Consider the following 22,138-nt stretch of genomic DNA (forward strand, 5'->3'; position numbering starts at 1 on the left):
GGTACCGATGGCATCCGAGACTCCAGGGGCGGTCGCCGCGGCCGGGGGGACCGCCGCGGCCGTCTCTGGACCCTCCCGCGGCTCCGGGACTGGCGGGGGCCGTCCCGGAGCCGGACGCGGCGCCGCCGGGAGCCGCGCGGCGGCGGCCGTCCGCACCCGCGGGCTGTCGCTGCGCGGCGCCCGCGGACCGGTGTTCCACGACGTCGACCTCGACGTCCCCGCCGGCGGCCTCGCCGCGGTGAGCGGCATCGCCGGGTCCGGGCGCACCGCGCTCCTGCTCGCCCTCGGCGGGCGGATGAAGCCGACCGGCGGCACCGGCAGCGTCGGCGGGATCGCGCTGGACGACCTGCGGGCCGTCCAGCGGATCGCGGCGCTCGGGATCGTCCCCGGGGTGACCGGGCTCGATCCGGCGCTGACCGTCCGGGAGCACGTGCGGGAGGCGCTCGCGCTCCACGAGGGGATCCTCGGCCGCTTCCGCGGGCGGGACGCCCGTATGCGCGCCGCCCTCGACCGCGCGGGGCTGGACGCGGATCCCCGCACCCTCGCCGAAGACCTCGACCCCGACGAGGCGCAGTTGCTGGGCGCCGCCCTCGCGCTCGTCGGCGAACCCCGCGTCCTGCTCCTGGACGACGTCGACGAGGGCCTTCCCCCCGACCGGCAGCGCGCGCTCTGGCGCCGTCTCCGCGCCATCGCCGACTCCGGCGTGACCGTCATCGCCGCCTGCCACGACCCGGCCCCGGCCGAGGGCTTCGCCCAGACCGTCCGGCTGCCCTGAACCATCGTGAAATAAGACCTAGGGAGATCCCCCCGATGAGGCTTCCCGCACTGACGCCGGGCGGTCTGGAACTGCGCCGGTTCGCACGGAACCGGCTGACGCGCATCGCGCTGGCCGGGCTGGTGCTGCTGCCGCTGCTGTACGCCGGCCTGTACCTGTGGTCGTTCTGGGACCCGTACGCCCGGCTCCGGCACGTGCCGGTGGCCCTCGTCGTCGAGGACCGGCCCGCCAAGGCCGGCGGCAGGACCGTGCACGCGGGCGCCGACCTCGCGGACGAGCTGAAGAAGCGGCAGGTCTTCGACTGGAAGACGGTCTCGGCGGACAAGGCCGCGAAGGGCGTCCGGTCCGGGAAGTACTACATGTCGCTGACGATCCCGGCGGACTTCAGCGCGCGCATCGCCTCGCCGTCCGGGAACGGGACGCCGACGGCGGCGGGGCTCCGGCTCCAGATGAACGACGCGAACAACTACGTCGTCGGGACGCTCGCGCAGGCCGCGTTCAAGGAGATCAGCGCCGCCGCGGGCGGGAACGCGGTGCGCGGCTACCTGGACCAGATCTTCCTGTCGTTCGACAAGCTCCACACCAGGCTCGGCAAGGCCGCCGAAGGCGCCGGCGAGCTGGCGGACGGCTCCGGGCAGGCGCACGACGGCGCAGGGAAGCTCGCGAAGGGCGCGGGCGACGCGAAGTCCGGCGCGGGCAAGCTCAAGGGCGGTATCGACGAGGCCCGCTCCGGCAGCGGGCGGCTCACGTCCGGGCTGGACGACCTGCGCACCGGAACCGGGCAGGTCGCGGCCGGCATGCAGCGGCTGACCACCACCGTCGACAAGGCCGGCGACACCCTCGTCCCGCTGCTGCGCGACCGCGCGCCGGAGATCCGGCAGGCCGCGCTGCTGGTCGCGCGGGGCGCGGACGTCCTCGCCGACGGCGCCGGACGGCTTCCCGAGCAGACCGGCGCCGCCGTGAAGCAGGCCGAGAGGGCGCAGGCCGAGCTGGAGACCTACCTCGCCGCGCACCCGGAGGTCCCGGCGAACGTCCGGCAGGACCTGACCCGGGCCGCCGCGCGGGTCGTCACCGTCGCGCGGCAGGTGGACGGCTACGTCCGCGACCACACCGGCGACCTGCGCAAGGTCGCCGCCGACGCCCGGACGGTCGGGACCGCCGCCCGGAAACTCGCCGAGGACGCCCCGACCCTCGCCGCGAAGGTCGAGAAGGCGCGCCGCGACGTCGACCGCCTCAACGCCGGGACGAAGCAGGTGAACGCGGGCGCCGGCCAGCTGCTGTCCGGATCGTCGCAGCTCACGAACGGTCTCGGCACGCTGTCGGGCGGCGCGGGGCAGCTGGAGGACGGGCTCGGGCGGCTCTCCGGCGGCGCGGTGACGCTGGAGACGGCGCTCGCGCAGATCGCCGACGGCAATCAGCGGCTCGCCCACGGCCTGGACGAGGGCGCCGCCCAGGTCCCGTCCTACGGCGACGGCGAGCGGAACGCGCGCGACGACATGATGAGCAACCCGGTCCGGCTGGCGTCCTCGACGGAGAACAAGGCGCCGAACTACGGCACCGGCTTCGCGCCGTTCTTCGTGCCGCTGTCCCTCTGGGTCGGCGGGATGATCATCTACATGCTGCTGCGGCCGCTGAACCCGCGCGCGCTCGCGGGCACCGCGCCGGGCCGCCGCGTCGCCCTCGCCGGCTGGCTGCCCGCCGCCGCGGTCGGCGCCGCCCAGGCCTGCGTCGTGCTGGCCGTCCTGCACTTCGCGCTCGGGCTGCGCGCCGAGCACTGGGCCGGGCTCGCCGGCTTCCTGGTGCTGGCGTCCGCCGCGTTCCTCGCCGTGATCCAGTGGGTGAACGCCCGGTTCGGGCCGATCGGCCGGATCATCGCGCTGGCGCTGCTGATGCTCCAGCTCACCTCCGCCGCCGGCACCTACCCGATCGAGACCAGCCCCGGCTTCTTCCAGGCGATCCGGCCGTGGCTGCCGATGCCGTGGGTCGTCGACGCCGTCCGGCACCTGATCAGTGGCGGTGACCTGACCTCGGTATGGCAGGGTTGTGCGGTGCTGGCGGCGTTCCTGGCGGGCGGGCTCGCGCTCACCGCCCTGGCCGTCCGGCACAACCGGGTCTGGACGATGAAACGCCTGCACCCGGCGCTGGAGCTCTAGAAGGCCCGACCGTGGGAGGCAGGGACGTGGCGCGCAGCGCGACGCGGGAGAAGCTGTTCACCGCGGCGATCGAGCTGATCGCGGAGAGCGGGCTCGCCGCCACCACCGTCGACCAGATCGCCGACCGCGCCGGGGTCGCCAAGGGCACCGTCTACTACAACTTCGGCAGCAAGGCGGCGCTGTTCGCGGCGCTGCTGGAGTACGGGGTGGAGCGGCTCGCCGCCGCGCTGCGGGACGCCGCGTCCGGCCGCCCGCCGCTGGACGCGCTGGAGGCGGTGGTGAGCGCCGAGCTGGCGTTCATCGGGGAGCACGAGTCGTTCGCGCGGCTGCTGATCGCCGAGACGTGGCGGTCGGGCGGCGACTGGCAGCACACCGCCCGGCTCATCCGGGAGCGCGCCATCGGCGTGGTCGCGGACGTGCTGCGCGCCGCGGTCGAGGCGGGCGACCTGCGCGCCGACCTCGACACCGGCACCGCCGCGTCCGCCGTGTTCGGCATGGTGCTCACCGTCGCGCTCGACTGGCGCGCCCTCGACCCCGACCGCTCCTTCGCCGACGTCCACGCCACCCTGATGGACCTGCTGCGCGGCCGCCTCACGGCCCGGTGAGCCCCGGAGGCCGACGGCGGGTCAGGGCAGGTTGCGGACCTGCTCGATCACGCCGGGCATCGCGGCGTTGTTGGCGCTGATCCAGTCGAGGAGGACGGCGACCTGCTCGTCGGAGTAGGACGCGAGGCGCTCGCGGAAGACGCGGGCGATCGGCTCGAAGTACTCGCCGAACCGGGCGACGTTCTCCGGGACGAGCTCGACGATCACGCGGCGGCGGTCGTCGGGGTCGCGGGTCCGCTTGACGTAGCCGGCCTTCTCCAGCCGGTCGATCACGGCGGTGATGGCGCCGCCGGTCGTGATGCCCATCAGCTCGGCGAGCCGGCCGGGGGTCTGCGGGCCGTCCAGGGTGAGCGCGTTGACGCACTGCGCGTCGGTGACGTTCATCCCCGCCTTGCTCGCGGTCGCGTGATGCAGCAGCACGGTGAACATCGTCGAGCGCTGCATCCCCGCCTGCAGTTCCGCCATCATCCGCTCGCGGTCCGGGATCGCCACGCCCCACCCCTCGTTCTTTTCTCTGAAATAGAGAGGCTCAGTCTAGTGCGCCGGGGACGGAACGGACCAGCCGGGGGACGGCCCCGGCTGTGTCGAAGCAGACACCGCGGAGGAACCGGGCAGGAACAGAGCGCCACTAAACTGGTTTTTGTTAGGACCACTAAACAGGCGGTCCGCTCCTGGCCCCGGATCCCACGAAGGTTCGGGGCCGCCCCCTATCCGGCCCCTCTCACCCGCCGACCCCGCTCACCCACCGGCGCCCGCTCACCCACCGGCGCAAGGGTCACCCGCCGTCCGCCTCGCCGGCGATCTGCTTCGCCCACCGGTAGTCCGCCTTCCCGGCCGGCGACCGCTTCATCTCCGGGACGAACGCGTACACGCGCGGGACCTTGTAGCCCGACAGCTCCTTGCGGCAGTGCGCGTCCAGGTCCTCGGCCGACGGCCGCTCGCCCGACGGCTGGATCACCGCCGCGACCCGGTTGCCCCAGCGCTCGTCCGGAACGCTCGTCACCACCGCGTCGTACACGCCCGGATGCCCCTTGAGGACGGCCTCGACCTCCTCCGGGAACACCTTCTCGCCGCCGGTGTTGATGGCCTGCGACCCCCGCCCATAGACGGCGATCGTCCCGTCCTCCTCCACCGTCGCGATGTCGCCGGTGAGCAGCCACCGCTTCCCGTCGACGACCGGGAACGTCCGGGCCGTCTTCTCCGGGTCGTTGTAGTAGCCGTGCGCGATGTAGCCCGTGCGCGCGACCTGCCCGATCACCCCGGACCCCGGCTTCACCGGCTGGAGCGCGTCGTCCAGGACCGTCACGTTCTCCACGTCCGGCGCGAACTTCAGGCCCTTCTCCGGCGTGGAGCCCGCCGTCGCCTCCGCCGTCGAGCCCGACTCCGTCGACCCGAACCGGTCCAGGATCATCGTGTTCGGCAGCAGCGCCTGGATCCGGTCGCGGACCGTCCCGGTCAGGATCGCGCCCGTCGACACGAACGCCAGCAGCGACGACGTGTCGTACCCGCCGCGCGCCAGCTCCTCCGCCATCGGGATCGCCATCGCGTCCCCGGTGATCGTCAGCGAGTTGACCTTCTCCCGCTCGATCGTCCGCCAGATCTCCGCCGCGTCGAACTTGCGCGCGTAGACCAGCGTGGCGCCCATGAACCAGGCGATCCACGTGGCCATCTGCGCGGCGCCGTGCATCAGCGGCGCGATCGGCATCATGATCATCGGACCGCCGTTGCGGGCCAGGTCGACGACGTCCTCCGGCCTGGTCGGCCGCGGGAACGTCGGGTTCCAGAACGCCAGCAGCATCTGCTCGCTCGACCACATGACGCCCTTCGGCATCCCGGTCGTCCCGCCCGTGTAGATGATGTAGGTGTCGTCGGCCGAGCGGGCCGGGAACCCGCGCGTCCCCGGCTGCGCCGCCAGCGCCTCGTCGTAGCGGACGGCGCCGTCGATCGACGGCTCGCCGCCCACCGCGATCAGGTGCCGCAGCTCCGGCGCCTCCGGGACCGTCGCGGCGACCCGCTCCTCGAACTCCACGTCGTACAGCAGCGCGACGCTGTCGGAGTCCTGGTAGATGTAGAGCAGCTCCGTCTCGACGTACCGGTAGTTCACGTTGATCGGCACGGCCCGGATCTTCATCGCCGCCAGCAGCGCCGCCGCGTACTCGACGCCGTTGTACAGCTGCATCGCCACGTGCTGCCCGGGCCGCACGCCCGCCGACTCCAGGTGGTGCGCGAGCCGGTTGGCGTGCTCGTCCAGCTCGGCGTAGGTGAGCCGCCGGTCGCCGCAGACCACCGCGACGCGGTCGCCGATCGCGTCCGCGACTCCTTCGAACAGATCAGCGTGGTTGTACTCCATCGGACGTCCTCCGGAGGGGGTATTCGCGCCTACGGGGCCTGGGGTCGCCCCCAGGGGAACACGGGACAGGGAAAGGACGGGAGCCGGGATGGATCAGGGCTTGTCGCCGCCGACGATCCACATCGCGAAGAACTGGGCGCCGCCGCCGTAGGCGTGGCCGAGGGCGCGCCGCGCGCCGTCCACCTGATGCTCGCCGGCCTGCCCGCGGACCTGCAGCGCCGCCTCCGCGAACCGGATCATGCCGGACGCGCCGATCGGGTTGGACGACAGCACGCCGCCGGAGGGGTTCCACGGGATGTCCCCGTCGAACGCCGTCGCGCCGGCCTCGGTGAGCTTCCAGCCCTCGTTGTCGCCGCAGAACCCGAGGTTCTCCAGCCACATCGGCTCGTACCAGGAGAACGGCACGTACACCTCGGCGCAGTCCAGCTCGCGGCGCGGGTCGGTGATGCCGGCCTGCTTGTACACGTCCGCCGCCGCGTCCTTGCCGCCCTGCGGGCTGACGCTGTCGCGGCCCGCGAACTGCATCGGCTCCGACCGCATCGACGTGCCGTGCACCCAGGCGGGCTTGCCCGGCGCCTTCTTCGCCGCGTCCTCCGACGCCAGCACCATCGCGCAGGCGCCGTCGGACGACGGGCAGGTCTCCAGGTAGCGGATCGGCTCCCACAGCATCGGCGTCGACTCGACCATCTCGCGGGAGATACCGGGGATCTTCAGGTGCGCGTACGGGTTCCGCAGCGCGTTCTGCCGGTCCTTCACCGCGACGAGCGTGCCGATGTGGTCGGGCGCGCCGGACCGGGCCATGTAGGCGCGGATGTGCGGGGCGAAGTACCCGCCCGCCCCGACGACGAGGGACGTCGTGAACGGCCCGTTCACCGTCAGCGCCCACGTCGCGTTCGACTCCGACTGCTTCTCCCACGCGATCGTGAGGACCCGGTCGTGCACGCCGGACTGGATCAGGTTCGCCGCGACGATCGCCGTGGACCCGCCCACCGAGCCGGCCGTGTGCACCCGCATCAGCGGCTTGCCGGTCGCGCCGAGCGCGTCCGCCAGGAACAGCTCCGGCATCACGACGCCCTCGAACAGGTCGGGCGCCTTGCCGACCACGATCGCGTCGATGTCCTTCCAGGTCAGCCCGGCGTCGTCGAGGGCGCGGCGGGCCGCCTCGCGCAGCAGGCCCGCCATCGACACGTCCAGCCGCTTGGTCTTGTACTGGGTCTGCCCGACGCCGATGACCGCACAGGGGTTAGCCATTGTTCTTCTCTCCCGACATCACGCAGACGAGGTTCTGCTGCAGGCAGGGGCCGGACGCGGCGTGCCCGAGCGTCCGGGACGCCGTCCCGTCGTGGATGCGGGACGCGGCCTCGCCGATGCGGATGAGGCCCGCCGCCATCACCGGGTTCGCCGACAGCGCCCCGCCGGACGGGTTGACCGCCACGCCGTCGCCCAGGCCGAGCGCCTCGCGCAGGATCAGCTCCTCATGGCTGAACTGCGCGTGCAGCTCCGCGATCTCGACCCCGGCCGCGCCGGCCCTCTCCCCCGCGATGCGGGCGGCCTCGGACCGGGTCAGGTCGCGGACGCCGAGCGCGTGCGGCTCGGTGCGGTGGTCGATCCCGGTGATCCACGCGGGCCGCTCGCACAGCTCCCGCGCCTTGTCTCCCGCGGCGAGGACGATCGCCGCCGCGCCGTCGGTGATGGGCGCGACGTCGTAGGGGTGCAGCGGCGCCACGTCGTAGTCCTGCTCATCGGCGGACCCTTCCGGGTCCGGCAGGTGCAGCGCGAACGGGTTCTCGCGGCCGGCCGCCCGGGACCGCGCCGCGACGGCGCGCAGGTCGTCCTCCTTCACGCCCGCCTTGTCCATGTACGCGCGGGCCTGCATGGCGGCCATCGACACCTGGTCGACGCCGAGCGGGGCCAGCGTGTACGGGTCGAGCTGCTGGTTCATGATCGCGCGCAGGTCGCCCTGGGACGACTTGCCGAACCCGTACACCAGCGCGGTGTCGATCGCGCCGATCTGGAGCTTCACCCACGCCTCGTACAGCGCCCACGCACCGTCCATCTCGACGTGGCTCTCGGAGATCGGCGGCCACGCGCCCAGCGTGTCGAGCGCGGACACGAACGCGAACGGCGCGCCCTGCAGGTAGTCGCACGAGCCCGAGCAGGTGAACCCGAAGCGGGACAGGCCCGTCCGCTCCTTGATCTCGGTGATCACCGGCAGGACGATCTCGGTCTCCGCGAGCCCCTGGTCCTCGGCGGTGTGGTGGCTCTGCACGAACGCGACGACTGCGACATCACGCATTACATGAAGTCCTTGATCTCTTCGAAGGGGACGTCGGGCTCGTCGATCGGCTCGAACCACTTGATGTTGGCCATCGACCGGTCCCACTCCTCGCGGGGCCGCCACGCCGCCTTCACCCGCATGCCCATCCGCACCTGGTCGGCCGGGACGCCGGCGATGAGCGTCAGCATCGTCAGGCCCGCGCCGTCCAGCAGGACGTAGCCGGACACGAACGGCACCTCGGGGGCGCGCGGGTCGGGGATGTTGTTGACCGCGAAGGTGGTGACGGTGCCGGTGTCGGGCAGCTCCACCTCCTCGGTCGTGGGCACGCCGTCGCGCGTGCAGAACCCCTTCATCGGGACGATGACCTTCTCGCACACCGGGCAGCGCTGCCCGATGATGCGGCCCTCGGCGATGCCGTCGAGGAACCGGCCGAGCGCCTTGCCGCCCTTCAGCCGGAACTCCAGGCTCGCCTGCGGGTTGATCATGGTGACCTCGGGCTGGAAGCACTCGATGTCGCCGATCGTCCCGGTGCGCTCCGCGCGGTACCTCGGCCGCACCCGCATCCCCGTCTTGAGGGTCTTCGGGGGCTTCGCGCCCGCCTCGAAGACGCCGAGGTCGAGGGCGTGGAGCAGCGCCGTGTCGGCGCCGTCCGGGCGGATCAGCGCCCACGCGAACGGCCGGTCGAACGGGTGCTCCTTCGCCGGGTTCGGCACCCACGACCAGGTCGTCACGGTCCCGGACGGGCCGACCTCGACGAACTCGCCGGTGACGTCCTCGCCGGTCTCCGGGTCGTACTCCGACGGCGGGACGAGCACCCGCCCGCCGGCGGTGCGGACGCCGACCAACCGGCCGTCGCGCAGCTCGCTCAGGAAGCGCCCGATCACCGGTCCGACCGAGCGGGTGTAGCCGCCGGGGAACTCGACGACGTGGTTGACCGCCGCCTCGGACGCCTGCGTGGTCTCAGATGGCACTGTCGCGGTCCTTCCAGTACGGGTCCCGCAGCTTGCGCTTGAGCAGCTTGCCGTTGGGCTCGCGCGGCATGGTCTCGATGAAGTCGATGGTCTTCGGCCACTTCATCTTCGCCAGCCGGCCCTCCAGGGACGCCAGGATCTCCTCGGCGAGCGCGGGCCCGGGCTCGGCGCCCTCGGCGGGCTCGACCACGGCCTTGATCTGCTCGCCCCACTCGTCGTCGGGGATGCCGAACACGGCGACGTCCGCGACCTTGGGATGCAGGGTGATCTCGTTCTCGATCTCGGCGGGGTAGATGTTCGCCCCGCCCGAGATGATCATGTCGGCCTTCCGGTCGGACAGGAACAGGAACCCGTCCTCGGTCAGGTAGCCGATGTCGCCGACCGTGAAGAAGTCGCGGAGCCGGTTCTTCTCCGTCTTCTCCTTGTCGCCCTTGTACTCGAACTGGACGCCGGCCATCTTCATGTAGATGGTGCCGTGCTGCCCGGTCGGGACCTCGTTGCCGTCGTCGTCGACGATGAGCAGCTCGCTGATCGCCCACGCGTTGCCGACCGTGCCGGGGTGGGCGCGCCAGTCCTGCGGGCTGGCGATCGTGCCGCCGCCCTCGGTGGCCGCGTAGTACTCCCAGATGCAGTCGCCCCACCAGTCGAGCATCTGCTGCTTGATCGGGACGGGGCAGGGCGCCGCCGCGTGGATCGCCCACTTCATCGACGACACGTCGTACTTGCCCCGCACCTCCTCCGGCAGCGCCAGCAGCCGCTTGAAGTGCGTCGGGACCATGTGGGTGTTGCTGATCCGGTGCTCCTGGATCAGCTTCAGCGTCTCCTCGGCCTCCCACTTGTCCATGTAGACGAGGGTGTGGCCCATCTGCAGCGCCGTCCCGCCGAACTGGGTGACGGCGGTGTGGTAGTTCGGCGACGTGATCAGGTGCGCCTGGTGCTCGCCGCCCGCCGGCCGTCCCGGCGTCATCCCGAACAGGCCGAGCAGGAACGTCATCAGCTCGGCGCTGTCGTCGGGGTCGAGCCCGGTCAGCGCGCGCTTGACGCCCTTCGGCCGTCCCGTCGTGCCCGACGTGTAGTGCATCGTCGCGCCGGCGCTGCGGTTCTCCGGCAGCGTGTCCGGCTGCCCGTCCACCAGCTCGGCGTAGGGCCGGAAGCCCTCGACCTTCCCGAACCCGAACCGGCGGTGCGCGTCGAGCCCCGCCTCGTCGGCGGCGCGCACGCCCTCGGCGGCGTACCGCTCGTGCACGAAGAACGCCTTGGCCTCGCTGTCGGCGACGATGTAGCCGATCTCCGGGCCGGTCAGATGCCAGTTGATCGGCGTGTAGTACCAGCCGGCCTGCAGCGCCGCCAGGTAGAGGACGAGCCCCTCGACGCCGTTCGGGACGAGCCCGCAGATGCCGTCGCCGTCCTTGAGACCGAGCTCGCGGAGCCCGTGGACGAGCCGGTTCGAGCGGGCCAGCAGGTCGCCCGCGGAGTACTGCGCACCGTCCGGATCGACGGCGGCGACCCACTCGGGATCGGCTTGCGCCAACCGCCAAAAGCCCAACGACCCCATCGGATCTCCCTTGCGTGATCACGGTGAGCACCGCCTGCCGGCGGCGCCCGGCGACCAAAGTAGATCACGTTCTCGTTTTGCAGGGCAACCCCTACCGGTAGCGCATCGCCTTAACTAGAATCTGTTCTTGTTTTGCCCATCGCAGGAGGACTTCCATGGCCGAGCTGCTGCCGATCAGCACCGAGCACTGCACCGTCGAGCGGGACGGCCACGTCGTCATCGTCACGATGAACCGCCCGGAGGCGCGCAACGCGCTCAGCACGGCCATGCTGGTCGGCCTCGCCGACGCCTGGGCCTACATGTCCGACACCCCCGAGGTCCGCGTCGGCATCCTCACCGGGGCCGACGGCACCTTCTGCGCCGGCGCCGACCTCAAGGCCATGTCGCAGCCGCCGTCCGACCCCCGCGTCGCCGAGCGCGCCGCGCAGATCCCCGACTACCATTGGAAGGGCCTGCTCCGCGACGGCCGCCCGACCAAGCCGCTCATCTGCGCCATCGAGGGCTACGCCGTCGCCGGCGGCACCGAGCTGCTCGCCGGCACGGACCTGCGCGTCGTCGCCGAGGGCGCCACCCTCGGCCTCTTCGAGGCCAAGCGCGGCCTGTTCCCGATGGGCGGGTCCGCCGTCCGCCTCCCCCGCCAGATCGGCTACGCCGCCGCCCTCGACATCCTGCTCACCGCCCGCGAGGTGACCCCGCAGGAGGCCCTCGCCATGGGCCTGATCAACCAGGTGGTGCCGGACGGGCAGGCCCTCGCCGCCGCCCGCGAGATGGCCGACCGGATCGCCGCGTGCGCGCCGCTGGCCGTCCAGGCCATCCTGCGCGCCGTCCGCGAGACCGAGCACCTCCCCGAGGAGGAGGCCCTCAAGGTCTCCGACGAGATCGGCTGGCCCGTCTTCGCCACCGAGGACGCCAAGGAGGGCTCGAAGGCCTTCAAGGAGAAGCGCGCCCCCATCTACCACGGCAAGTAGCGCCCGCGGTCCGGGGCGCGGAGCCCGGCGTCCGGGGCGCGGAGCCCGTCAGGGAGCGCCCCGGTCGCGCGAGAGGCGGGTCACTTGGTTCGCGGGGTCTCGCTGCGGAAGGTGTGGCCGAGCTCGGGGCCGAGGCCGAAGTAGTGCCGGAAGTTGTAGATGAGCGGGCTCCACTCGGCCGGGTCCACGTGGTGGGTGCCCGGCACGACGATGCGCGGGTCGGCGTGCACCCGCAGCACCTCGGCCTCGGCGATGACGAACCCGCCGGACGCTCCGGGGCGCACCCGTTCGGCGCGGGCCTCCAGTTGCAGCGGGCATTCGGCGACCCGTGACGGCCCGACGGTCTCGGACGGCTGGGGCCGCAGCCCGGCGGCGGCGAACTTGTCGCGCTCGAACCGGAAGACGCCCGCCTTCGCCGCGGGCACCGGGTCGCGTCCCGTGAGCGGCGCCAGCCGCTCCACGGCCCGCCACTGCTCCGGGCCCGGAACGTTGATCACCAGTTCGGGACGCTCCTGGAGGTTGCGAGCGGTCTGCCCCTCGGCGCCGAGCCCGAGCACGACCGTCCGGCCGAGCGCCCACGCCGACGACATCGGCGCGAGGTTGTCCGAGCCGTCCTCGTTCGCACTGGTCAGGAGGACGACCGGGGTTCCGAAGTACAGGACGCTCGGCTCGATGGCGACGTGCTCCGGCAGGGCGGTGACCGCGGGTTCCATGATCGGAAGCGTAGGGCGGGGTCGTTTCGACGCCGGCTGAAATGTGATCGCGGGCGGGTATCGGGCCGTCCGTAAAAGGGGCGGCGTTTGCGCGCCCCCTTCCGTGGCAGGGCTGGACGCGAGCCGGTCATGGAAGGAATGAGCGAGCGATGGCCCTCCAGATGGGACGGTACCTGGGACGGGGACGGACGGCGACCGAGGAGCCGCCGGCGGAGCCCCGGAGACGCTGGGCGTGGCCCCGGCGGACGGCCGCGGCGGCGCCCTCGGACGAGAGCGCAGGGAAGACCGTCGTGGTGCGGAGACCGCGGCGGTGGCGGCGCGGCCGGCACAACCCCGTCAGCGCGATGATCCTGGCGGCGGGCTGGGCGGCGGCGTTCATCCTCGCCCTCGGGATGCTGCTGACCTGGGGCGGCGCGAATCCGGGCAACGACCTGGTGCACGCGACGCTCAACACGGGCCGCTGGCTCGCGACGCCGTTCCACGACGCGTTCACGCGGTCGGACCCGAAGGAGCAGCTCTACATCAACTGGGCGATCGCGGGCGTGGTCTACTACGTCGTCGCGCGGGCCCTGTCGTGGATGACCCGCTTCTGACCGCCGGGAGAGCGGCGGCGGCCGAGAATGCGGCGGCGGCCGGGGCGTCGCGCCCCGGCCGCCGTCCCTGCCCTTGCGGGGTCAGCCTTCGGTGATCGCGTTGAGCCGTTCGATCGACTCGACGTACTCCTCGATCAGGTCGTAGACGACTTGGGCGGCGGGCTTCACCTGGTTCATGGAGCCGACGATCTGGCCGACCGGGAAGGTGACCAGCTCGCCGTCGCCGGACCGGGCGATGCGCGGCAGCGCGTCGGCGATCAGCATGAACTGCATGGGCATCGGCAGGTAGCCCGGGGACTTCTCGCTCTCCCACGCCTCGGTCCACGCGGTCTTGAGGAACCGGGCGGGCTTGCCGGTCCAGGCGCGGGACCGGACGGTGTCGCGGGAGGTGGCCGCGAGCAGCTTCGGCAGCGCCCGCTCGGGGGTGTCGGCCTCGTCCACGGTCAGCCAGATGGAGCCCGTCCAGACGCCGTCGGCGCCGAGCGCGAGGCCGGCGGCCATCTGCCGGCCCCGGCCGATGCCGCCCGCCGCGAGGACGATCGTGTCCTCGCCGACCGCGTCCACGACCTCGGGGATCAGCACCATCGTGGACACGTCGCCGGTGTGGCCGCCGGCCTCGGTGCCCTGCGCGATGATGATGTCCACGCCGGCCTCGACCTGCTTGCGGGCGTGCCGCGCGTTGGAGGCCAGGCCGCCGACCTTGACGCCGTGCTGGTGGGCCAGCTCGGCGACGTCGGCCGGGGGCGGGCCGAGGGCGCTCGCCAGCAGCGCGATCGGGTGCTTGAGCGCGATGTCGACCTGCGGCCGGGCCGTCTGGTCGGTCCAGCCGAGCAGCACCTTGCTCGCGCTCTCGGTGGACGGCTCGACGCCGTGCTCCTGGAGCAGGTCCTCCAGGAACTTGCGGTGCTCGGCCGGGATCATGCCCTGGAGCTTGCCGACCAGTTCCTCGGCGTCGCCGAGGTCGGCGCCCTCGTACTTGGCGGGCATCACCACGTCCACGCCGTACGGCTTGCCGCCGACGTGCTCGTCGATCCACTTGAGCTCGAGCTCGAGCTCCTCGGGGGTGAAGTACAGGGCGCCGAGGACGCCCATGCCGCCGGCGCGGCTCACCGCCGCGACGACGTCGCGGCAGTGACTGAACGCAAAGATCGGGTACTCGATGCCGAATTGTTCGGTGACTCGTGTCCGCACAGCCTCGACCCTAGGCGGCTCCCTGCAAAACTGCAACAGGTTCTAGTTGAGGAAATCAGTGAGGCACGTAGAACAGCCCGGCCAGGGCGTCCGGTCGGCTCTAGAACACGTATCAGCGTGAGGGGGGACACACGAAGGCCCCGCGGCCCGGAGGGGCCTGCGGGGCCTGGTGGACGGGGAGGGGGCTCAGCGGCGCCGCGACGGCAGGCGGCGCTGGCGGCCGTCGGACGGCACCCGCCGCGCCTGCGGCCTGCCCGCACCCTTGGACGGCGCCGGAGCCGCGCCCTTGTCGCTCTGGGCGCCCGGTGCGTCCGGGGCGGCGGCGCGGGCCGCGAACGAACCGGGCGGAGCGGCCGCCGATGCCGTCGCGGCCGCGGCGGGCGCGCCGGGAGCCGCTGCGGCGCCGGGTGCGCCCGGGGCACCGGAGGGCTTGGGCGGGCCCGCGTCGCCGAACTTGCCGTCGGGGCGGCGCGGCGCCTCGATCTTCGGCGGCGTCCGGTCGCGCATCAGCCCGAGGAGGCCGCCGGCCAGCAGCAGCACCAGGCCGACGAACACCGCGCCCGCCGGGATGTAGCTGCGCACCAGGTCGATCTGCAGCGCGGTCTTGTCCGCCATCGAGACGAGGCCCCGCTGGTCCTTGTCGAGGGTGATCAGGTCGGCCTGGGCGACGATCATCTTGCCCTTGCCGTCCGGGGTCTGCACCCAGCTGCGGATGTTCTCCCGCTGCTTGACCGGGATGCCGGTGCGCGGGTCGACCCACATCGTGTTGTAGGCCTCGGTGTAGCGGTCGGCCTTCTGGTTGCCCTTGTCGGCCGGCAGCCCCAGCATGCTCGCCGGCATCTTGGTGTCGAGCGCGGCCGTCTTGGTCAGCGGGATGTGCTGGGTGAACCGGTAGGTCGCGAGGCCGTGCACCCGCTCGACCCCGCCGTACTGCATCGGCGCCTGCTGCTTGGTGGTCATGTCGAAGAACGGGTAGTCGCGCTTCTGCACGTTCCCGATCGGGAACAGCAGCCCGTACCCCGACATGCGGACGGTGCTGTCGCCCTCGACGTTGGCGCCGCAGCAGTTGACGAGGACGCCCGTCCGCCGGTCGAACGCGATCCGGAACTTCTGGATCTGCACCGGGGTGTCGGGCTTGGCCTGGTCGTAGATGTCGGTGGTGGAGTCCCAGACGGCGATCTTGTTGTTGCCGCCGTTGGCCCGCACGTCGCCGCGGATGGTGTTGTTGGCGCGCAGCGTGACGCCGTTCTTCAGCTTCAGGTCGGACTGGTCGAAGTAGGTGCTGTTCGGCGACTCCAGCCGGGTGACCTGGTAGCGGTTCAGGGGCGCCTGCACCACCTGGTCGGCCACGTAGAACCGGACCATGGGCGCGAGCGCGAGAAAGAAGGCGCCCAGGCCGATCAGGATCAGGCCGACCACCGGTCGCCGCATGAACACCTCCGGGACTGCGGTCCGTTCCCCGGGCCGTGAGGCCGGATTCCGGCGTGCGCGGTCAGGCTACAGGACTTGCCAAACCGCCCGTCCAATAGCACCGGCCACTCAACGTGCAAATCCGAAGAATCCTCCCATATTGGCCATGGGCCGGGGGCGCGGTCGGCGCATCCCCGGGGACGGGCCGGCGACCGCTCCCGGCGACCGCGTACCGGCCGGTAAGCTCCGCCTGTACTCCCCGTGATCCGTGAGGTTGCCCATGGACTGGCCGGCAGCTGCCTCGGCGCCCGAGCAGGACGGTCGCGCCGCGCCGGGCCACCGCGCCACGCTCGGCCGGTGCCTCCGGCTCTTCAGTGCGTTCCGCCGCGAGGGCACCGACCCGGAGTACTTCTACGGGCTGATGGCGCAGGACACCGTCGCGCAGCTCGGCACGTACACCCGCCTGGACGGCGCCACCGTCATCGACGTCGGGACCGGACTCGGCCAATTCGCGCGCGCGCTCGAAAAGGCCGGGGCGCGATGCACCGGCATCGACCACGACATCAAGGAGCTGACCGCGCTCGGGCCTCCGGCGCCGAACACGCTCGTCGCCAGCGCGCTGGCCCTGCCGTACCGGACGGGCTCGGCCGACGTGTGCTTCTCGTCCAACGTCCTGGAGCACGTGCCCGACCCGTGGCGGATGGCCGGCGAGATGGTCCGCGTGACGCGTCCCGGCGGGCTGGTGTTCCTGTCGTTCACCAACTGGCTGTCGCCGTGGGGCGGCCACGAGACGTCGCCCTGGCACTACCTCGGCGGCGACCGGGCCGCCCGCCGCTACGAGCGCCGCACGGGACGGCCGCCGAGGAACCGGTACGGCACGAGCCTGCACCCGGTGTCGGTGTCGGCGGCGCTCGCCTGGGCGCGCGGCAACCGCGACGTCGAGGTCGTGGCCGCGGTGCCCCGCTACCTGCCGCGCTGGGCGTCGGTGATCGTCCGCGTCCCGGCCCTGCGGGAGGTCGCGACCTGGAACCTGCTGCTCGTGCTGCGGAAGACCGGCCCGTGAGGCCCGCGCCGCCGCAGGCCGGGCCGGCCCCGCCGCCGATCGCCGGGCACCAGGACGCGCTGGACGGCGTCCGGGCGCTCGCCGCGCTGGCCGTCCTCGCGTTCCACGTGGCGAGCGCGTCCGGGGCGATGACCCGGGAGGGCGGCTCCGGCTGGCTGTTCAACGGCGGCCAGGTCGGCGTGCCGATCTTCTTCACGCTCTCCGGCCTGCTGCTCTACCGCCCGTGGGCGGCGGCGGCGCTGGACGGCCGGGCCGCGCCGCGCACCGGCGAGTACCTGCTCAAGCGCGTCCTGCGGATCATGCCCGCGTACTGGGCGCTGATCGTCGTCTTCATGGCCACGTCCGCGCGCGGGCACCTCGGCGACCCGCTGACCTGGGGTTCGCTGCTGACGCTGACGCAGACGTACCTGCCGGACCCCTGGTGGGGCGGCGGCCTCGGCCCGGCCCGCATCGGGCAGACGTGGAGCCTGGTGGTCGAGGCCGCCTGGTACGCGCTGCTGCCGCTGACCGCGCCGCTGCTGACCTGGTACGCCAGGCGCGTCCCGACGCGCGACCCGGGCGTGCGGGCGAAGCGGCTGCTGCGCGCGATCGGCGTGTACGGGGCGCTCTCCTTCGTGTACGTGGTCTTCATGTTCGTGCCGGACCGGCACACGCAGATGGGCCTGTGGCTGCCGCACTTCTTCGTGTGGTTCGCGATCGGCATGGCGATGGCCGTGGTGACGGTGTGGGCGCGGCTCGACCAGCGGCGCCCGGTCGCGGCGATGTGCCGGGCCGTCGCCGACTCGTGGGGCGCCTGCTGGGCGGCGGCGGCGATGCTGTACGTGGTGGCCGCGACGCCCGCGACCGGCCCGTACACCCTGCAGACGCCGGACGCGCTGTGGACGTCCGTCCTGCACCTGGTGGTGTTCGGGCTCGTCGCGGTCGCCCTGGTCGCGCCGATCGCGTTCGCGCCGGCCGGGCATCCGGTGATCGAGGGGGTGCTCGGCAACCGGGTGATGCGCTTCCTCGGCCGGATCTCCTACGGCGTCTTCCTCTGGCAGATGATCATTCTTCTGGCCTGGTACGACGCGGCGGACCGGATGTACCGGGGGCACGTCCTGACGGATCTGCCCCTGCTGGCGGCGGCGTCCATCGCAGCGGCGACGGCGAGCTACTACCTGGTGGAGAAGCCGGTGATGGCGCTGCTGCGCCGGCGCCGCCCGCGCGGCGGCCGCGGCGGCGACGATCCCGGCCGGACGGTTCCGGACCCGGTGGCGCCGCGGGCGCGGTCCCGGCGGGCTCCTGCCCGGGGGCGGCCCAGCTGAGCGCGATCCGGCCGCCGGACGCGCCGTCCGGCCCGCCGCGCGGCCGGGGCCGCCACAGCTCCACCGCGACCCGTCCGACGATCACCAGCCCGAGCAGCTGCGGCACGGCGTCGCCGAGCAGGCCGTCCGGCTTGGAGGGGTTGTCCAGCAGCCCGAACCGGTTCCCGGCGGCGAGGCAGCCGGCCCCGGCGACCATCGCGAGCACGACCGTCCAGGAGGACGAGAGCGCGCGCAGCGGCCAGGCCCGCCCGGTCCTCGCCCAGCCGCAGACGACCGCCACGACGGCGGTGACGGCGAGGCCGGGGATTCCGGCGATCCAGCCGCCGAGCGCGGCGGCGAGGCCGACCGCGGCCCAGGCGGGCCAGCCGGTCCCGGCGACCAGGGCGCGGCCGCCCGGCGGTCCCGCTTCGCGCCGTTCCCGCGCCGGCCAGACGGCGACCAGCAGCAGCACGAGCAGCAGGTTGAGCCCCGCGACCACGGCGATCCGCTGCGACCGGTCCGGCGTGTAAGTGAGCTGGACCGTGCCCTTCGTCCCGGCGGGGACGAGCCAGCCCTGCTTCCAGCCGTCGAGCCGGACGGCGCGCAGCGCGGTGCCGCCCACGGTGGCGCGCCAGCCGGTGTTGAAGTTCTCGTTCACGGTGAGGAACGAGCTCCTCGCGGCGTCGATCTCCAGCTTGCGGGAGCCGGACCCCCAGCTCAGCACCTTGACCGGCTGCGGCGCGCCCGCGTCCGTGCCGCTCGTGCCGGTACCGCTCGTGCCGGTGCCGCCCGTGCCCGTGCCGCTCGCGATCGCCTGCGGGCCGACGGTCACCGTGTCGATGCGGTACGCGTCGAGCGGCACCGAGGTCAGGTGGTTGAGGCCGGCCTTCAGCGGCGCCTGGCGGCAGGCGGCGAACCGCAGCGGCCGGCCGGCGAGCAGGTCGCCGAAGGTGCCGGTGGCCTTGGTCTGCACGGTCGTCCCGTCCACCCGGACCTTCGGCCCGTACCCGCAGGCCAGCGTCAGCGGATAGTCCGCCACATCCGGCAGCGGCCGGACGCCGGGGACGATGAGGTCGGTCAGCTGCACCGGCCCGGTCTGGTCGTCCTTGGTGAAGGTGACGGTCAGCCGGTCGGTGGTCATCGGGGCGAACGACAGCCGGCCCAGCCCGTCGGACAGGCCCTCGCGGTACTCGCCGTTCTGCCCCTCGACCCGCACCCGGACCGGGCCGGACGCGCCGGGCGGGCGGCTCAGCGTGAGCTTCGACAGCCGCTTGCGGCCCTTCCACCGCACGGAGATCGCGGCCGCCTTGTCCTTGTCCGCGGCGATCCAGGTGGTGGACGGGTCCCCGTCGAACGCCGACCGCGCCTGGTCGGCGGGGTGGTCGGACTGGACGGAGGTGGCGGTGACGAGCGGCTGCCCCGCCACGGCGGTGTACTGGGCGATCAGCCGCTCGTCGGTGAGGACGGCGGTGCCGGTGAGCGGCGCCTTCCCGGACACGGCGGAGGTGTAGGCGCGGTCGAGGCCGTCGCCCTCCTCGTCGTCGTTCGCGAGGGCGGACGAGCACACCCAGCGGGCGCTGCCCCGCATGCACGCGGACGTGCCGCCGGGCGCCCGGCCCATCACGTAGGTGGCCCGGCCCTTCACCCCGGACGGCGCGGGCAGCGTGTACGTGCGGGTCGGGCGGACGCCGCCGATGCTCAGCTCGGACACCCCGGCGCGCGCGAAGGCGGGCACCGCCGGCCTGGTCGCGAGGCCGGCGATGCGCAGCTTCAGCCAGCGGCTGGCCCCTTGCGGGGCGCGCAGCGGCTGGGGGGACGAGGTCCGCTGGACGTCCTGCTCCACGGTGCCGGTCTCGGTCTGCACCGCGACCCGCGCGACGGCCGGGCCGAGCGTGGAGTCCTGGTCGAACACGGCGGTCAGGTCGCGGACGTCGCGCGGTTTGTCGAAGTCGACCCGGAGCCACTGCCCGACCGGCCCGTTCCAGCCGCCGGTCTGCCACGCGGTGAACGGGTCGCCGTCCAGCGCCGCGTACGGCTCCGCGCCCGGCTTGCGGGACTGCGGGATGGCGTCATCGCTCGCCGCCGACGACGACGCCGTGACGTCGCGGACGCCGCCGCCGTAGGTGACGTGCGTGGTGTACCGGTTCCAGCCCTCGTCGAGGACATCGGTGGCCTGCCCCCGGTGCGCCCGCGTCAGCGTCGGCGAGGTCTGGTGGAGCTCGCCGTAGTTGCGTTTCAGCAGGCGGGGCGAGTCGGTCACGACGGGTTCGCCGCCGAGGTCGGGGGCGTCGTCGTCGAGCAGGACGGGCCCGGACGGCAGCGCCCGGTCGTCGGCCATCGCCAGCAGCGACTCCGGCCCGCCGTACACGCGGAGGGCGCCGGACGCGTCCGACAGGTTCGCGACGTCGTCGGCGCCGGAGACCTCGTAGACCTCCAGCGCGGGGTACCTCTGGTCGGTGGCGGAGACGGCGTCGTCCACGAGGTCGCCGCCGACGGGCGCGCCGAACGAGGCGGCCCGGCGGATGCCGGGCGAGTCGGCGAGCGCCTGGTGCAGCCGGGCGGGCCAGGCGCCGCGCAGCGTCTCGCGGCTCAGGTCGTTGCGGACGAGCAGGTACCGCACGCCCATCCGGCCGAGGAACGCGGCGAGGCCCGGCGAGCCCTGGCCGGAGCGGACCTGGAGGTCGATCGCGTCCAGCGCCCGCGTGTACCCGGGCGACCCGGCCGGGACGAGCTGCCGGACGCCCCAGCGGGCCGTGAGCAGCGGCTGGACGATGTCGTCCATCGGCCGGCCCCACAGGTACTCGCCGAACGGCGCGCCGGGCAGCGCCAGCACGCCCTGCTGGCCGGCCCGCGCGTTGATCCACGACGCCGCGTCCCGCCAGTACTTCGGCACCTGGGGGAAGGAGCCGGGGCCGGTGAGCCCGTTCGACACGGCGGTCGCGCCGATCCCGGCCAGCGCGACCAGCGCGACGGCGGGCACGCTCAGCACGGCCCGCAGTGCGCCGGCGCCGGGCCGGGGCTCTCCGGCCGAGCCCCGCGCCTGCGCGCGCCCCGGCCTGCGGACGGCCACGACGAGCAGGTGCGCCAGCCCGAGCGCGAGCGGCATCCGGACCACCGCGTCGAACTTGTGCAGGTTGCGCAGCGGCGCGAGCGGGCCGTCCAGCAGGTCGCGGGCCTGCGCGGCGAACGGGCCGGGGATGTCGCTGAGGTGGCCCGTCGCGATGACCGCGACCCCGGCCAGCAGCGTGAGGAGCAGGAACGTCCGCTCGGGCAGCAGCCGGCCGAGCAGCCCGGCGAGGCCGAGCGCGGCGATCAGTCCGGTGCAGACGACCGGCAGCGCCCCCACCGACAGGCTGTGCCCCACCGGCCACCAGATCCGCCCGTCGACGATCAGGTAGTTCACCCAGCGCTCGGCGCCCCGGAAGATGTTGATCAGACCGGTCGGCGCGGTCGTCGTCGCGGCCTTCTCGGTGTAGGTCAGCCAGGAGAAGCCGTAGGTCCCGGTGAGCATCAGCGGGACGAGCCACCACGCCATCGCCGCGCCGGTGGCCGCCGACCACCACGCCAGCAGCCGGATCCGGTGCGACCCGCGCGGCCGCGTGATCACGTACACCAGCGGGACGACCAGCACCGCCACGGTGGCGGTCGCGTTGATGCCGCCGCAGCAGGCGACCGCGAGCCCCGACCGGGCCGCCGCGCGCACCCGCCCGCCCTCGCCGGACGCGGCGGTGACCAGCGGCAGCACGATCCACGGCAGCATCGCGGCCGGCAGGTACTCCGAGGAGATCTGGCCGAGGGTCGCCAGGGCGTTCGGCGCCAGCGCGTACGCCATCGCGGCGATCAGCCGGCTCCCGGGCCCGCCGATCCCGAGCCGGTTCGCGAGCCTCCACGTCCCGGCGAACGCCAGGCAGAGCAGCAGCGACGTCCAGAGCCGCTGGGTGATCCACGGCGGCATCCCGACCAGGTGCCCGAGCGCGTGGAACGGGCCCATCGGGAACAGGTAGCCGACCGCCTGGTTCTGCAGCTGGCCGAACTGCTCGGCGTCCCACAGGTGCAGCGCGCGGCCGAGGAACCCGAGCGGGTTCACCGCCATGTCGATCTTGGTGTCGGCGAGGATGAGGCCGGGCCGGGTGCCGAACGCCAGCGCGGTCAGCGCCAGGCAGCACGCCGCGACGCGCAGCCGCTCGCGCAGCCGGGCGGCGGCGTCCGGGCCGTCCGGCGGGCGCGGGC

Annotated in this window: 16 protein-coding genes and 1 pseudogene; 7 read left to right on the forward strand and 10 right to left on the reverse strand. The window is 73.3% G+C overall.

The window, feature by feature from the left end:
- Nucleotides 1–7 precede the first annotated feature (7 nt).
- From amrb99_RS38720 to amrb99_RS38730, 3 genes are read left to right on the forward strand one after another with little or no spacing between them, the layout of a single operon-like run.
- Nucleotides 8–775: an ATP-binding cassette domain-containing protein gene (locus amrb99_RS38720; protein ID WP_190865850.1), complete on the forward strand. Its 768-nt coding sequence runs from the start codon at nt 8–10 to the stop codon at nt 773–775.
- A gap of 35 nt (nt 776–810) precedes the next feature.
- Nucleotides 811–2,928 (forward strand): YhgE/Pip domain-containing protein, encoded by a 2,118-nt coding sequence (locus amrb99_RS38725; RefSeq protein WP_190865852.1) that lies wholly within the window; start codon nt 811–813, stop codon nt 2,926–2,928.
- A gap of 11 nt (nt 2,929–2,939) precedes the next feature.
- Entirely contained in the window at nt 2,940–3,533 is a 594-nt protein-coding gene (locus amrb99_RS38730; RefSeq protein WP_190865891.1) for a TetR/AcrR family transcriptional regulator, read from the forward strand.
- A 21-nt stretch (nt 3,534–3,554) separates the two neighbouring features.
- Here the strand turns inward: amrb99_RS38730 and amrb99_RS38735 are convergent, their stop codons facing one another.
- The 6 genes from amrb99_RS38735 to amrb99_RS38760 form a co-directional block, all read right to left on the reverse strand.
- Nucleotides 3,555–4,025, reverse strand: coding sequence for a MarR family transcriptional regulator (locus tag amrb99_RS38735; RefSeq protein ID WP_206700273.1), 471 nt, complete (start codon nt 4,023–4,025; stop codon nt 3,555–3,557).
- A 283-nt stretch (nt 4,026–4,308) separates the two neighbouring features.
- Entirely contained in the window at nt 4,309–5,883 is a 1,575-nt protein-coding gene (locus tag amrb99_RS38740) for an acyl-CoA synthetase (RefSeq protein ID WP_190865854.1), read from the reverse strand.
- A gap of 93 nt (nt 5,884–5,976) precedes the next feature.
- Nucleotides 5,977–7,134: a thiolase domain-containing protein gene (locus amrb99_RS38745; RefSeq protein WP_190865856.1), complete on the reverse strand. Its 1,158-nt coding sequence runs from the start codon at nt 7,132–7,134 to the stop codon at nt 5,977–5,979.
- Nucleotides 7,127–8,179, reverse strand: a complete 1,053-nt coding sequence (locus amrb99_RS38750) for a thiolase domain-containing protein (RefSeq protein WP_190865858.1) — start codon at nt 8,177–8,179, stop codon at nt 7,127–7,129. Before amrb99_RS38750 ends, amrb99_RS38745 begins: the two co-directional genes overlap by 8 nt.
- The gene (locus amrb99_RS38755) at nt 8,179–9,132 is read right to left on the reverse strand and encodes an OB-fold domain-containing protein (RefSeq protein ID WP_347257037.1); all 954 of its coding nucleotides are present in this window, start codon (nt 9,130–9,132) and stop codon (nt 8,179–8,181) included. The genes amrb99_RS38750 and amrb99_RS38755 overlap by 1 nt, the downstream gene beginning before the upstream one ends.
- A complete protein-coding gene (locus amrb99_RS38760; RefSeq protein ID WP_190865860.1) occupies nt 9,122–10,687 on the reverse strand; it encodes an acyl-CoA synthetase in 1,566 nt (521 codons plus the stop codon). Before amrb99_RS38760 ends, amrb99_RS38755 begins: the two co-directional genes overlap by 11 nt.
- Nucleotides 10,688–10,842: 155 nt before the next feature.
- Here amrb99_RS38760 and amrb99_RS38765 point away from each other — a divergent pair, with 155 nt between their 5' ends.
- Nucleotides 10,843–11,655: a crotonase/enoyl-CoA hydratase family protein gene (locus amrb99_RS38765; protein WP_190865862.1), complete on the forward strand. Its 813-nt coding sequence runs from the start codon at nt 10,843–10,845 to the stop codon at nt 11,653–11,655.
- A gap of 80 nt (nt 11,656–11,735) precedes the next feature.
- On the opposite strand, the gene amrb99_RS38770 is transcribed toward amrb99_RS38765, so the two are convergent.
- A complete protein-coding gene (locus tag amrb99_RS38770; RefSeq protein WP_190865864.1) occupies nt 11,736–12,368 on the reverse strand; it encodes a flavin reductase family protein in 633 nt (210 codons plus the stop codon).
- Nucleotides 12,369–12,517: 149 nt separating this feature from the next.
- Between amrb99_RS38770 and amrb99_RS38775 the strand changes: the two genes are divergently transcribed.
- A complete protein-coding gene (locus amrb99_RS38775) occupies nt 12,518–12,961 on the forward strand; it encodes a hypothetical protein (RefSeq protein WP_190865866.1) in 444 nt (147 codons plus the stop codon).
- A gap of 81 nt (nt 12,962–13,042) precedes the next feature.
- Here the strand turns inward: amrb99_RS38775 and amrb99_RS38780 are convergent, their stop codons facing one another.
- Together amrb99_RS38780 and amrb99_RS38785 are read right to left on the reverse strand one after the other, a co-directional pair.
- Entirely contained in the window at nt 13,043–14,152 is a 1,110-nt protein-coding gene (locus amrb99_RS38780; RefSeq protein WP_190865869.1) for a nitronate monooxygenase, read from the reverse strand.
- A 186-nt stretch (nt 14,153–14,338) separates the two neighbouring features.
- Nucleotides 14,339–15,583: a DUF3068 domain-containing protein gene (locus amrb99_RS38785; RefSeq protein ID WP_190865871.1), complete on the reverse strand. Its 1,245-nt coding sequence runs from the start codon at nt 15,581–15,583 to the stop codon at nt 14,339–14,341.
- A gap of 259 nt (nt 15,584–15,842) precedes the next feature.
- Between amrb99_RS38785 and amrb99_RS38790 the strand changes: the two genes are divergently transcribed.
- A complete protein-coding gene (locus tag amrb99_RS38790) occupies nt 15,843–16,625 on the forward strand; it encodes a class I SAM-dependent methyltransferase (RefSeq protein ID WP_190865873.1) in 783 nt (260 codons plus the stop codon).
- Nucleotides 16,622–17,929, forward strand: coding sequence for an acyltransferase (locus tag amrb99_RS51850; RefSeq protein WP_347257038.1), 1,308 nt, complete (start codon nt 16,622–16,624; stop codon nt 17,927–17,929). Before amrb99_RS38790 ends, amrb99_RS51850 begins: the two co-directional genes overlap by 4 nt.
- Nucleotides 17,930–19,823: 1,894 nt before the next feature.
- Here the strand turns inward: amrb99_RS51850 and amrb99_RS51855 are convergent.
- Nucleotides 19,824–22,001: pseudogene (locus amrb99_RS51855) on the reverse strand (alpha-(1->3)-arabinofuranosyltransferase family protein); the annotation flags it as partial.
- Between the last annotated feature and the right edge of the window lie 137 nt (nt 22,002–22,138).

The organism is Actinomadura sp. RB99 (assembly GCF_014706005.1).
In the GTDB taxonomy this organism is placed as follows: Bacteria; Actinomycetota; Actinomycetes; order Streptosporangiales; family Streptosporangiaceae; genus Spirillospora.